This is a genomic window from Butyrivibrio sp. X503 (assembly GCF_003625475.1).
In the GTDB taxonomy this organism is placed as follows: Bacteria; Bacillota; Clostridia; order Lachnospirales; family Lachnospiraceae; genus Butyrivibrio.
Genome location: NZ_RAIQ01000012.1, coordinates 24,065 through 38,054 on the forward strand (window position 1 = coordinate 24,065; position 13,990 = coordinate 38,054).

Consider the following 13,990-nt stretch of genomic DNA (forward strand, 5'->3'; position numbering starts at 1 on the left):
ATGTACAGAGTACTTATTGCAGATGATGAGCCTATCGAAAGACAGGTTATACATAAGAAAATAAATGATTTTTTTCCGGAGCAGGTTGAGGTTTTTCTTGCGACGAACGGGTTTGAAGCGGTGGATGAGTTTAAGAAAAACGATTGCTCTATTGCACTTCTTGATATTGCGATGCCCGGGAAGAGCGGGCTTGAAGCCGCAGAGGAGATCAGGGCTTTTGATCCCGATTGCAGCATAATTTTCCTGACGGCTTTTGATGAATTCAGCTATGCAAAAAAGGCAATTGAAGTTAAGGCACTTGACTATCTGTTAAAGCCCGGATCCGATGAAGATATTATCGGAGTTTTTGAAGAAGCTTTCAGTATTGAAGACAGAATAAGGAAACAAAACAAGGAAAAAGGCCCCGGTGATGGGGATGCGTCAACTGTCTTTGATATAACGGAAGACGATTCGGATCGCATAAAGTCAAATATAATAGTAAGAGAAGCCAAGAACTACATTGACGAACATTATATGGAGGATATCTCTCTTCAAGATGTGGCGGGAGTTCTGGGCTATTCGGATGTTTATTTTTGCAAGCTCTTTAAGCAGAATTTCGGAAAGAGCTTTATCGTATATCTAAATGAACTTAGGATCGGAAAGGCCAAAGAGCTTCTTTCTAATCCTGCGATAAATATCAAGGATATCAGCTGCAAAGCCGGATATCGCGACGCCAATTATTTTACCAGGGTCTTTAAGAGAATGACGGGAAAGACTCCAAGTGATTACAGAAACGGAGTATTGGGCTCATGAAAAAGAGATGGATAATCGCATCGGCACTTCTCCTTGCGGGAGCTGTTGTCGTTGTGGTTATGTGGTTTTTGGATAACAGAAAAAAGAAAGAGGATGCTCCCGAGTACGTTCTTTTGTATGCAGAGAACCAGTCCGAGAATTATCCTTCGACGCTTGGCGGACAAAAATTTGCAGACCTTGTATATGAGCGAACGAACGGAAGAATAAAGATTCAGATTAAGTACGGAGCGGAGCTTGGAAGTGAGGCTGAGGCCATCACGCAGATGAAGTACGGAGGAATCGCTTTTGCCAGAGTTTCCGTATCTCAGCTCGCCGAGAAAATCCCGGATATGAATGTACTTCTTTTGCCTTATCTTTATGATGATTCCGCGCACATGTGGCGAGTTCTTGAAGGTGATATCGGAGATGATTTTTTACATAAAGTAGAAAAATACGATCTTGTGGGACTTTCCTGGTATGATGCCGGTGCGAGAAATTTCTACAGTACCGATAAGCCCATAACGTGCGTTGAGGACTGCGAGGGAATGAACATAAGAGTACAGGAATCTGCTATAATGGCAGATATGATATCTGCTCTTGGAGCCAACCCGGTCGAGATTGTTTTTTCGGATGTTTATTCGGCACTTGAACAGGGACTTGTTGATGCCGCCGAGAACAACTGGCCGTCATATGAGTCGATGAATCACTACAAGGTTGCGGGGTACTATACTGTCGATGAGCACGTCAGAGTTCCGGAGATGCAGATCTGTTCCGAGGCGGTATGGAACATGTTCTCGGATTCCGACAAAGAGATAATCCTGGAATGTGCCAAAGAGTCCGCTATTTATGAGAGACAGCTTTGGATACAGAGAGAAGAACGTTCCAAGAAAAAAGCTATCGAGAGCGGAACAAAAGTGACAACGTTGTCTCCGTCCGAAAAGAAGAAATTCAGAGATGCTATGAGCGATGTGTATGTGAAGTATTGCGGCGATGAAATGGATCTTATCAATAAGATAATCGATTACTGATACGTAGTAATCAGGGAGGGTGCTATGCCAAAGGGGGCAAATCAAAAGCTTAAGCTGTATTATCTTGCAAAGATCATGGTTGAAAAAACTGATGACGAGCACTATCTGACAATGCCTCAGATTCAGGAATTACTTGAAGTTTACGGTGTGACTGCGGACAGAAAGAGTCTTTATGATGACATGGAGGCGCTCAGAGTTCTCGGCATAGATGTGATAGGTGAGCAGGAAGGAAGACATTTTTATTATCATGTGGGCTCCAAGCATTTTGAACTTGCCGAGCTTAAGCTGCTAGTCGATTCCATTCAGTCATCCAAATTTATCACGGAAAAGAAATCTTCAGAGCTTATAAAGAAAGTGACAAGCCTTGGAAGTGAGCATGAGGCCATGCAGCTTCGAAGGCAGGTTGTAGTTCAGGGCAGGATCAAGACCATGAACGAAAGTATATATTACGTGGTCGATGAGATTCACAATGCCATAGCTCATAACAAGAAGATAAGATTTGAGTACCTTCAGTGGAATCTTGATAAAAAGATGGTTCCGAGGAAAGACGGATTCTATGAGATAAGCCCCTGGGCTCTTACGTTTGATGACGAGAATTATTATCTTATAGGCTTTGACAGCGAAGCTTCAAAGATCAAGCACTACAGAGTGGATAAGATGAGAAAGATCGTTCATCTTGAAGACAAACGAGAAGGGAAAGAAGCTTTTTCTTCTTTAAACATGGCTGATTATTCAAGAATGAACTTTGGTATGTTTGGCGGAGAAAAGACCGGCGTAAAGCTTCGCTTTAAAAATGAGATGGTCGGGATCATTCTTGATAGATTCGGAAAAGACATTACGATAAGAAAAAGCAGTGAAGAAGGATATTCCGAGACGGTTGCGGACGTCGCAGTCAGCGATCAGTTCTTTGGCTGGATATTTGCACTGGGAAGCGGAGTAAAGATCGTAGCGCCTAAGGAAGTGGCTGATAGATTTGCCGCTGAGCTTAAAGAAAGGATCGCTTTGTACTGATCTGTATTTAGGTGTTTATGCGACCGTGTATTTGTTTAAGTGCTTTCCAAGAAAGCCCGTTACAGCCGTAAAGGCAAAGGTTATCCCTTCAAGAAAAAGATAAGAATGATTCTTAATGATAAAAAGAATCACTGCGGTAACGGCGCTTATCGCAAGTATGATATACGATCTAAACATAAAGCGCTTATTGTCTTCTTCGTCGACTTGCTTGTTTGGGTGATCAACGGGCCCCAGAAGAACGATCGCAAGTACGGAAGCGCCATATATGGCTATGGAAAGATACGGATTTACCGTAAGGTTTTTTACAAGCAGGATACATGCGACCAGAATAAGACATGAAGAGACATAGCATGCCTTGAAGGTCTTAAGATGAAGACCTCCCGTGTATGAGCGCATCATAAGGAAAAAGAAAGAGAAGAAGAGCGCCTGCGGGATCGCATGCATAAAGGCTGCAATGACAAGAACTGATGCAAAACAAAACGCGGTTTCGAGGAAAGATTCGAAACCGTATTTGTATATTTCGTAGTTTTCTTTATCTATTACATTTTTCTCAAGTATATAGTCTGTTAGTTTCTTGGACAGATATTCCATTTTTTATTAATCCCTGTGATTCGGACAACCCGTGCTTTCAAATTTGCTTTGAGCTACCGCGATGTTGCACACTTTATCGCGGATTTCTTTTTGTTTCTTTTCACTTATCTTAAGCTCGACTTCATCGTTTCCCACATGCATGATCACGTATGAATAGCTGATTCTTTTTACGTATTTATAGTTTATGAGGAAAGACTGATGAATCCTAAGGAAAAAGAAGCGGTTGCTCTCGATGCTTTTTTCTATGTCATTGATCTTGCCGTAGAATTGTCTTACGGATCCGTCGCTTAGATGGATATGCACTAGTCTGCTGGAGCTTTCAAAATAAACGATGTTTTTGAACGGAACTTTAATAAGCTCTCTTTTATATATGTATTGGAAGAAGCCTTCGTTTTCTTCGAGCTTTCCGAGAGCTTGGTTAAAATACAATTTGAATTTTTCAAGATTAACGGGTTTGGACAGAAACCGGAAGGGTTCTACTTCAAAGAGCTCTTTGAGGTAATTATCATAACCCGATATGTAGATAAGGATCACATCCTTACTGAACTTACGTATGCTGCGGGCGGTTGAAATACCATCCATATTTTCCATCTCGATATCAAGGAAGATAATATCGTAGTCTTTGCCTTCTTCAAAGCTCTTTACCAGTGGAAGACCGTCATAGAAAATATCGATATCGGCGCGTATGCCGCTGTTAAGGCATTCATTGTTAACCTGAGATTCCAGCCATCCGGCCAGTTTTACGTCGTCGTCGCATATGGCTATTTTTAACATATCCTATCTCCTTCAAGTTATTATCATTATGTAATGGTTAATTTTGTAGGATGGGTATGTGTTTACTTGAGGGCTTAATCGTTTTCGATGCCTTCCTACGTAGTATATCACATTTTGACATGCTTTTGAAAACGCGTGTTGCATAATGGGGTGAGAAAATGTTTTAATGTAGAGTAGATGGGATGTATAGAAAATGTATAGGTGGTGGGGATATGATATGGAATTTTTGGATTGCAGTAGAGGTATTTCTTGCTTTTTTGCATATATTGATACTGCAAAAATTTATGCAGATCTTTCTCGGGAATAAGAACAATAAATTTTTAGGCAAATGCCTGATGGTCTTATTCATGCTTTTCACGTTTTTTACCAATCACTATAATGAGGTCCTAAGTCCGTGGCTTATGGTGAGCGGAAACATCCTGTTTATTGTCGCTGTGGGCTTGGCGTCATATGATGCTTCATTTAAAAGATGCGCTTTTTTCGCTTTTATTATGTGCACTATGGGAATGCTGTTTGAAGCGGCAACCATAATCATTATGACGACAATAGGGATAGACATGGACAGTATCTATAAAACCGGAAGCTTTGTTTCCGAATCTCTTATGTTGATCGTAGAAATAGTCATTAAAAACACCAAAAAGGACAGAAGATTCAGGGATGTTCCACTGAGACAATATTCAATAATTCTGATAATTCCGATCATAAGCGTCTTTATTATGAATTGGATATTTCTTATAGCATCAAGACAGCCGATATATTCTGATTTTGCGATAATATCGGGTTGTTTCTTTTTGCTCATGAATTATATTATTTTCGAGGTATACGACCAGATCAGTCTGGACGCTGAGCTGAAATCAGAGAACAGGCTCTATTGTAAGCAGCTTGAGCTTTGCTCTGTGCAGGCAAGCGATCAGGAGAATTTTTATTCCGAGATCCGCAGGACCAGACATGATATGAAAAATCATCTCACCGGCCTTTTTGAGATGATAAAGCAAGGCCATAACAATGAAGCGTGCGAATATATCGAAAGGCTTCTAAAAGACGGAATAAATGTAGATGCGGAGGAAATATCGCGAAGCGGAAATATTATCATTGATTCCCTTATCAATCATAAATATAAGATAGCCAAGAAAAACGGGATTGATTTTGACGCTACGGTATTTGTTCCCGCCAAGCTTGAATTCAGAAGCGACCACCTTGTTATCATACTGGGAAATCTTTTGGAAAATGCCCTGGAAGCATGCTATAAGGTGGCACAGGATATAAGATATATCAAAGTCGAAATATCGTATGAAAAGGGTATTCTTCATATCTGTATTAAGAACAGCTGTATAAGCGAAAAGAGAAGAGGAAGCGACGGGGCTTATTTTACTACCAAAGAAGATAAGGAAAACCACGGAATAGGCCTGTCTTCCGTAAAGAAAGCAGTTAAGTATTACGACGGCGAAGTGAAGATAAAAGACAATATCGAAGACTTCACGGTAGTCGCAATTCTATATGGAATTCATTAAAAATTACATAAAAATCCGTATTTTTTACAACATGAAAATATGGCCTCCGAAAACGTTTATAATGGGTTTTAGCTCGAGCGAAGGAGGTACATATGGCGGGTTACAAAGATGTCTTCGAGAGGATCGAGGTCAAATATCTTTTGGACGACATGCAATATGTAGCACTGAGAAAACGACTTGAAGGTATGGCTAGGGTAGATAGTTACGGTAAGACGGCTATCCTGAATATCTATTTTGATACTCCGGATTTTGCTCTTATCGAAAACTCTCTTGATAAGCCTATCTACAAGGAAAAGCTCAGATTGCGTTCATATGGCGTAGCCACAGACGACACCAATTCTTTTATTGAGATCAAGAAAAAGTATAAAGGGGTTGTCTACAAAAGAAGGATCTCAATGCCTTATTCGGAAGCAATTGATTATCTTGTAAAAGGTAAAGAGCTTGAGAATCAATCGCAGATATCTACTGAGATTGATTATATGAGGAAGCACTATGGGGAATTAGTGCCTGCGATGGCGATTTCTTATGACAGGATCGCAATGGAGGGGATTAATGATCCGGATCTTCGGATCACATTTGATACTAACATCAGATGGAGAACGGACAAATTATCGTTAAAAGAGGGGAATGTGGGCAAGGATATTCTAGAGCCCGGACAGCATCTTATGGAACTTAAGATCGCTGGAGCGATGTCCGTAGAACTTGCAAGGATTTTGGATGAGCTAAATATTCGAAAGACTTCATTTTCTAAGTATGGAAGAGGTTATATCGATTACAAGAGCGGCAACGAGCCCAGATTTGTGGCTATGAGCACCGCCGTATAAAAACTGAATATCGGCAATACTATAATAAAAGACAGAAGGAAAAAAACAATGACAGCAGACTATATATTTGGGTCCATTATGACAAACGGGATGGTTACGGGGGTTACCTTCCTGGTTTCTACTTTTGCATCACTTGCTATCGGTATTTTTATAGCATTTATGTATACACTTAAGAACAGCTATTCAAAGAGCTTTTTCGTTACGTTATCACTGCTACCTGCGATCGTGCAGATCATTATCATGTTGGTTAACGGTAACCTTGGAGTCGGAGTAGCTGTTGCCGGAGCTTTCTCTCTGGTTAAGTTTCGTTCGGCACCGGGAGCCGGCAAAGAGATAACAAGTATTTTTCTTGCTATGGCATCGGGCCTTGCAACAGGTATGGGATACATTGGTATTGCCGTTATCTTTGTTGTGATCCTTTCACTTGTGACTGTGATTCTCAACAGTCTCCATATCGGAGAGAACGAGAAGCTGCTTAAAATCACAATTCCGGAAGGATTGGATTTTGAAGGTATTTTTGATGATATACTTGCAAAGTACACTACCAGATCTGAATTACAGGAAGTTCGTACCTACGGAATGGGAAGTTTATATAGATTGAGCTACAAGATCATCATGCAATCAGGTGCTTCCACCAAGAGCATGATAGATGAGATGCGCGTAAGAAACGGCAATCTCGAGATCAGCTGTTCCCGTACCGTGGCTATTAAAACAGAAGAACTGTAATATAAGGAGGTGATCTTGCAATGAGGGAAAAGAATGTATTGGCTAAGGGGCTCGAAAAATTATCCAGAAAGACATTGAAGGTTAATAGTGAGAAGCGCTGCTACATGTATTTACATCAGCCGCGTGAGCCTAAGGGCATCAAAAACTTCCTATTATCAAAATAAATAACAATGAACAATAAACATATACGCTTCGGCGCCCTGCCATATGCAGGGCGTCGAAGTGTTTTTATGTGTACGTAAAAAACTATATGAAATGAATTATATGTATTGAATGGAATAAGTAAGCGTGATAACATATTAATAAATTGTTACATGTTTATAATAAATGGAAAGAGGTGGAGGAATGTCTGAGAATAAAGTATTTATGGATACTAAAATCTTCACGAATATTGTGAATGATATAAAACACTCTACATCCGAATGTGTTTTGGATGAGTCTCCGCTTAAGTCGGTAAAGGTTTGGCAATATACGGATGTCGGACTTAAAATGGAAAAAATATTAAAGAAAGTTTACAAATCATCAAAAGAGTACAGAAAAGAAGCTTCTGGATCTTTACCTAGAGCTTTTTTGACGCTTAGAGACGGTATGATCCGTGTTGATGAAGTTGCAAGTAAGAGTCTTAAAGTTGAAATGAACAAATAATGGGGAAAAAATAATGAGCAGCATAGATGAACTTAATGATCGCATTCAAGAGCTTAAGGATAGAAGAGATGCGCTTTACGACAAGATTAGCGAACTTGAGGATGCATATGATTATGTATCCGAAAGAAAAACGAATATAGAAAACAACGTTTATAAGCCTGCTTGTGCTTATGACATGACAAGAAACGGAGAGTGGCTTGGGGAACGCGAAAGAGATGGCGAGGATTATCGGAATGAGATAGACACCAGAACCTCTGAAGGCCTAAATGAGACCGCGCAGCTACTTGAGGATATATTACAGCTCATAGAAAATATCAAAGAAGAAATAAGACGCATTGAAGAAGAGATAGATGAGCTAAGAGCTAAGAGAGATTCACTTATAGAAGCAAGTCAACCGGCACAAGGGGAGTAATTAAATAATGGGAAAGAGATACGATTCAGAGAAAGTAAACGATTTTATCACTGATCTTGATGACAGTGTAAGAATATACACCAGTAAATCTGATATAGCAGACACCGCCTATGGAAGGTATATAGATAATACTACTTACATAGGTCTAGCGGCCGATGCTTCCAAGAAATTCATAAAGGATGTGCAGGTCGAGTTTAGTACTCGCGAGCACGACATACAGAAAAGACTCATACAACTGTATGTTGCAATAGATGAGCATTTCAAAAAGACGGTCGATGGGTCTCCCGTTGCGCGCATTGATACTGATCAGATAAAAATAATCAAAAATTTTTTCCATGAACTAAAAGAAATACTTAATCCTAATTCCGTTGAGATAGAAGGAAAGGCAGAATATTTAAAAGAAGCCTTTAAAGAGTTCGGTAGTGTAACCATACCTAGCTATCATAAAGCAAGAAACGTATATAAAGAATTTTCCGGTAGTGGGGAGTTTCTTGATAAGCTCGTTAAGAAAGTAGAGGATTTTGATCTGGAAGCCTGCGCGATGGTAGACAGGTCAGGACTTGAACAATATATAGAACAGTATATACAGACAGTTGTGGAAGAAGCAGCGCTACTAGATCAGATGGAGACTTTTGAGCCTGAGATGAAGGAAAGCATTCTTAGCCTCATAGCAACTAAGGTCGGCGGTGCCCTTAAGGAGCTAAAAGATTTTACAGCTAAAAATGCAACTGTCGGGGTCATGAATGCACCTATTGTGGCGGGCCTTAAGAAGTATCTTTTGGGCTGTGCTTCGGGCTGTCAGTCATTATTTTCGGATCCCGTCAATGTCAATAATGGTAACTATATAAATGACAGAGAAGATCTGAATATCACCGGAATATATCCCATATCTCTAAGAAGATTTTATAATGCGCAGAGTAAAGAGTGCGGCTTTTTCGGCATTGGCTGGATGAGCCTTTTTGACATGCATCTTTCTAAAGAAAACGATAGTGCAGATGCGAATATAAGGATTGTCTTTTCTGACGGACATGAGGGAATCTATCAAAAGATAAACGAAACTTCTCATATAGAGACAGATCTGTCTGAAATTAAAGAAACAGAGTATATAGAAATTCATGGTCAGAGCGGAAGACTTATTGAATCAGAAGATCAGTACAGACTATTGCAGGATGACGGATCATATACGAAGTTTGATAAAGACGGAAAGTTATCATCCTTTGGTAATTCAGTATCAGAGCTTGCAAGGATAGAGTATGAAGAAGGGCTCCCTGTAGGTATCCGCGCCGGATTTAAATTTATCGCGCTTGATCTTGATGAAAACGGACTTATCACATGCGCATCTGATAATACGGGAAGAAACGTTAAGTATGAATATATAAAAATTAACGGAGAGTTTCTGCTTACAAACGTCACCTATCCCGATGGAACTAAGAGAAGATACGGATATGACGATAACGGCATCATAAATGAAGTCGATAATCCTCGAGGAATAACCTTCCTAAAAAATGAGTATGACGATAGAGACCGAGTTGTTAAGCAGAGCTTCCCTGACGGAGGCGTAGTTTCTTTTGATTATGATGACGAGAAGCTTATAACCACGATTACAGAGCAAAACGGCCTTAAGACAGAATATCTTAATGATGAATATGGCCGCCATATAGGAACAAGATATCCGGAGCAGAATATATCTGAGTCATTTACTTATGATGAAAAGAACAGGAAGACTTCTGTTACCGATAAGAGAGGCTATACGACCAAGTTTAGCTATGATAACAGAGGCCATCTTACAAAGGTGATCGATGCAAAAGGTAATATTACAAATATCACTTATAATGCACAAGGAAAGCCAATAGTTGTAAAGGGGCCTGACGGCGGTACATATAAGTATTCTTATGATGAGCATGGTCAGCTGGTAAGCGTTATCAACCCTCTTATGGAAGAAAACAGGCTCTATTATAACGAGATAGGGCAGGTAGAGAGGATAGAGGACGCAGAAGGGGCATCTACGCACCTTGATTATGATGACAATAACGATATCTGCTATGTAAAAGACGATAAGGGGATAGAGACGTTCTATGAAAGAGATGAGCTTGGAAGAGTCATCTCTACAAGTAATGCCCTTGGTGCTAAAACATGCTATGAGTATGATCTTATGGATAGAATTATCAAGGTAACTGATCCTATCGGAAACGAGACAAGATACTCATACAATAACTCAGGAAAGCTTATAAAGGTCGAGAACCCTGACAATACCGCTAAGACTTGGGAATATAACAACATTGGAAAGCCTTGTGAATATACCGATGAAGCCGGAAGAAAGACAAGGATAACCTATAACAAGGTGTGGGATGAAGAGACAGTCAAGCTTCCGAATGGCGGAACTATAAGATATGAGTATGATCTTTTAAAGAGACTTGTTAAAGTAATCGATCCTGAGTACAGGAGCACTTCATACGACTATGATGAAAATGACAACGTGATAGCGCAGTACAATGGCGATATAAAGATTAAGAATCTTTCTTATGACGCGCTGGGAAATATTATCCAAGAGACTGATGCACTTGGAAATGCCAAGAGTTATGAGTATGACGCGAATAATAATCTTATCGCAGTCACAGATGCTCTGGGCAATAAGTATACAAGGGAAGTGGACCCTCTTGGAAGAGTTACCAAAGAAACTGATGCTCTCGGTAACAGTACAATTTACACATATACAAAGCTTGGCGATATAGAGAGCATAACAGATGCCGCAGGAAGAATAAGAAGATTTGAATATATAAGCGGAAGCCTCAGTGCGATCTATTTCTGTGACAGACTTGAGCAGAAATTATCTTACGATAAACTCGGAAGAGTGATATCACGAACCTTTGCTGACGGATACAAGATTGATTACAGCTATGATGTTCTTGACAGGATACAAAGTGTAGAGGGATCTGATGGCCGCAGCGTATCGTATGAGTACGATTTGATGGGAAGAGCCACAAAGGTTTCTGATGGTAAGAATACAACCCTCTATACATATACACCTACAGGCCGCCTTAAGAGCGTTGTTGACGCCCTTGGTAACGAGACAGCCTATACTTATGATGCTCTGGATAACCTAAAGAGCATACACAGAGAAGAAGGCCGCATAAGCGATGAAGAAAGAAACGGAGATATCTTCCCTACAGTTGGAAAAGACGGTCATGTCACTATATATGATTATGACCTTTCGGGACAGCTTACATCAGTCACAGATGCACTCGGTCAGAAAGAGCTTTTTAAATACGATCAGTACGGAAGGCTTGTGACAAAGACTGATAGGGATAACTATGCGACTACATATGAGTATGATAAGACCGGCACGGTAACAAAGGTTAATTACTCAGATGGAAGAACAGTGGCGTTTTCTTATAACGAACTACGCCAGCTAAATAAGATAAATGACTGGCTGGGTGAAACGATACTTGAGAATGATATTCTGGGACGAATCACAAAGGTCACAGACTATCTGAACAGGACCGTAGCTTATGAATACGGAGCTACAGGTGAAAAGACAAAGCTCACATATCCTGATGGAAGAGTGGTTTCTTATAACTATGATGAAAAACATCAGCTTAAGAGCGTTATTGGAAATGGTGAAGAGACAACCTATGCTTATGATGAGCTTGGGCGTCTTTCTCAAAAGAGGTTTGCAAATGGCATAACACAAGGATACACATACCTTCCGGGCGGAAACCTTGAATCCATGATCAGTTCGGATAAGGAAGGCGTTCTTGATAAGTACTTCTACTCTTATGATAATACAGGACTTATAAATGGAATTGAAAGAAACAGAAGAGGGTTGGACGCTGTATCCGGAAGATATGAGTACACTTATGATCCTATAGGACGCCTTACAAGCTCAACGCTTAACGGACAGCGTAAGGCTTTATATGAATATGATGCCTTTGGAAACAGAAAGAGTCTGACTGAAAATGATACTAAGACATCTTACTCATATGATGTTCTCGACAGGCTTACGGAAGCTAAGGAACTTACTAACTCTCAGACTAACATAAAGACTTACGACTATGATAACAGAGGAAATCAGACAAAAGAATTCGTAAACGGTCTCCTGCAGAAGACCTTTACTTTTGATGCTACGAATATGCTCTCAAAGGTTGTTGATACAACTAAGGGAGAGCTTACAAATCAATATAACGGTCTTGGCTTTAGAGTATCGTCAACAAGACCTGAGGAGAGAATAGAATATCTCTGCGATCTTTCAAGAGAGTATTATAACCTTCTTGAAAGGACCGTAAATGGTGAAAAAGAGAGCTTTGTCTATGACAACAACGTTATTTCAATGTCCAAGAAAGGTAATAACTACTATTACCTTCAGGATGAACTTGGCTCTCCTATGTATATGACCGGAACGGACGGCATTGTATCATCATATGCTTTTGATGACTTTGGAAGGAATATAGATCCGTTTACAGGAAAGCAGAAGAAACACGCATATGCAACAAACGGAAATATTATTCAGCCGTTTGTGTTCACCGGTTATCAGGAGGATGATATCTCAGGACTAAAGTTTGCTCAAGCGAGATACTATAGCCCTGACGCAGGAAGGTTCCAATCAGAAGATAACGTAAAGGGATTTGTGGAAAGCCCGTTCACGCTAAATCATTATGGCTATTGTTGGGGAAATCCAATTGTACTTATCGATTTAGATGGTAATATGCCAAAATGGCTTGAAGGTATATTTGCACATATAGCCATTGAATCAGATATTACTGTAAGGTATAGTTCTTCCGATAATACGGTGCATACAAATGTATTTATAGAAGGTGGAGGTGCAGGAAGAACAAAGACAGGAAATGGTTTAGCTGATGTTGTTATGAAATCCAAAAATATTTATAGTGTTTACGAAATAAAGCCGGAATCGCAAAACCCGGCTACTAACACGGTTTCTACTACGAATGGACTGACTTTGGGTGAAATCCAATTAGCAGGTTATGTCAAAGGAATAAATAATAATATCAGATTAGGAAAGTCAATCGGTAAATTTGGAAGTACAAGCTTAAATGAACTTGCTTTTAATGGTACAAAAATCATCCCTGAAACGGTCGTCTATTCGCCGTTTATAAAAAATTCTGCTATTACATATCATTCTGACGGAAACGGAATGGTATATTATGATGTTGACAAGGTTCCTGAAGAAGAATATAAACATGCGATGGGCATAGTAAAACAAGAATCTGACATAAAGGAAAAAGTATGTAAGGTTGCATCGAGAGTATGCTATGGCACATTCGGTTTAGTTGAGATGGTTGGAGGGATTTCATGTTTTATTCCGAGCTCAGTATTGATACTTGACGATGGAACAGTAGTTGGAGTTTTAGATGATGGTGTTGCGCTTGGATTATATGCAGCAGGAACATATTTATGGTTAGATGGTTTTCACAAAGTCATGAAAGCAATAACAGGATGTGATAATTAATTATTTCAGATTTGAGGTTATTTTATGAATAAAACTAGGGCAATAAAAAAAATAATAGGTAAAGTACTCGATGAAAAGGGATTTAAATATACACGACTAGAAAGCGGGATTATTTGGACGTTTGAAAGAAATGTAGAAAACATCATACAAAAAGTTTATATTCAACAGCATACACGTTTTGATAAAGAATATAAACTTATGATGTGGTCTTCTGCCAAAGGCCAAGGAATGTG

General features: G+C 39.7%; 13 protein-coding genes. 11 read left to right on the top strand and 2 right to left on the bottom strand.

What is annotated here, in order from left to right:
• Genes D6853_RS14820 through D6853_RS14830 form a run of 3 tightly spaced genes read left to right on the top strand, consistent with a single transcriptional unit; the run spans nucleotide 1 to nucleotide 2,810 of the window.
• Nucleotides 1-792, top strand: coding sequence for a response regulator transcription factor (locus D6853_RS14820; RefSeq protein ID WP_199713044.1), 792 nt, complete (start codon nucleotides 1-3; stop codon nucleotides 790-792).
• Entirely contained in the window at nucleotides 789-1,799 is a 1,011-nt protein-coding gene (locus D6853_RS14825; RefSeq protein ID WP_120658785.1) for a TRAP transporter substrate-binding protein, read from the top strand. The genes D6853_RS14820 and D6853_RS14825 overlap by 4 nt, the downstream gene beginning before the upstream one ends.
• 24 nt (nucleotides 1,800-1,823) lie before the next feature.
• Entirely contained in the window at nucleotides 1,824-2,810 is a 987-nt protein-coding gene (locus D6853_RS14830) for a helix-turn-helix transcriptional regulator (protein WP_120658786.1), read from the top strand.
• A 15-nt stretch (nucleotides 2,811-2,825) separates the two neighbouring features.
• Here D6853_RS14830 and D6853_RS14835 read toward each other — a convergent pair whose 3' ends face one another.
• Together D6853_RS14835 and D6853_RS14840 are read right to left on the bottom strand one after the other, a co-directional pair.
• Complete coding sequence (locus D6853_RS14835) at nucleotides 2,826-3,401, bottom strand: accessory gene regulator B family protein (protein ID WP_120658787.1); 576 nt, start codon at nucleotides 3,399-3,401, stop codon at nucleotides 2,826-2,828.
• Between the two features lie 6 nt (nucleotides 3,402-3,407).
• Complete coding sequence (locus tag D6853_RS14840) at nucleotides 3,408-4,175, bottom strand: LytR/AlgR family response regulator transcription factor (protein WP_120658788.1); 768 nt, start codon at nucleotides 4,173-4,175, stop codon at nucleotides 3,408-3,410.
• Nucleotides 4,176-4,522: 347 nt separating this feature from the next.
• Here D6853_RS14840 and D6853_RS14845 point away from each other — a divergent pair, with 347 nt between their 5' ends.
• The 8 genes from D6853_RS14845 to D6853_RS14880 form a co-directional block, all read left to right on the top strand.
• Complete coding sequence (locus D6853_RS14845; RefSeq protein WP_158588780.1) at nucleotides 4,523-5,686, top strand: sensor histidine kinase; 1,164 nt, start codon at nucleotides 4,523-4,525, stop codon at nucleotides 5,684-5,686.
• Nucleotides 5,687-5,778: 92 nt separating this feature from the next.
• Complete coding sequence (locus D6853_RS14850; protein WP_120658790.1) at nucleotides 5,779-6,510, top strand: polyphosphate polymerase domain-containing protein; 732 nt, start codon at nucleotides 5,779-5,781, stop codon at nucleotides 6,508-6,510.
• Between the two features lie 48 nt (nucleotides 6,511-6,558).
• Nucleotides 6,559-7,236: a DUF4956 domain-containing protein gene (locus tag D6853_RS14855; RefSeq protein ID WP_120658791.1), complete on the top strand. Its 678-nt coding sequence runs from the start codon at nucleotides 6,559-6,561 to the stop codon at nucleotides 7,234-7,236.
• A gap of 20 nt (nucleotides 7,237-7,256) precedes the next feature.
• Complete coding sequence (locus D6853_RS14860) at nucleotides 7,257-7,400, top strand: cyclic lactone autoinducer peptide (protein ID WP_120658792.1); 144 nt, start codon at nucleotides 7,257-7,259, stop codon at nucleotides 7,398-7,400.
• 181 nt (nucleotides 7,401-7,581) lie between these two features.
• Nucleotides 7,582-7,881, top strand: coding sequence for a hypothetical protein (locus D6853_RS14865; protein ID WP_120658793.1), 300 nt, complete (start codon nucleotides 7,582-7,584; stop codon nucleotides 7,879-7,881).
• Nucleotides 7,882-7,894: 13 nt separating this feature from the next.
• Nucleotides 7,895-8,293, top strand: a complete 399-nt coding sequence (locus tag D6853_RS14870; protein ID WP_120658794.1) for a DUF5082 family protein — start codon at nucleotides 7,895-7,897, stop codon at nucleotides 8,291-8,293.
• Nucleotides 8,294-8,300: 7 nt separating this feature from the next.
• Nucleotides 8,301-13,757 carry a DUF6531 domain-containing protein gene (locus D6853_RS14875; protein ID WP_120658795.1) on the top strand — a complete coding sequence of 1,819 codons (5,457 nt, stop codon included), beginning with the start codon at nucleotides 8,301-8,303 and terminating at the stop codon, nucleotides 13,755-13,757.
• A gap of 24 nt (nucleotides 13,758-13,781) precedes the next feature.
• Nucleotides 13,782-13,990, top strand: a 209-nt coding sequence (locus D6853_RS14880) for a hypothetical protein (protein WP_147367784.1), incomplete at its 3' end; no start/stop codon positions are given.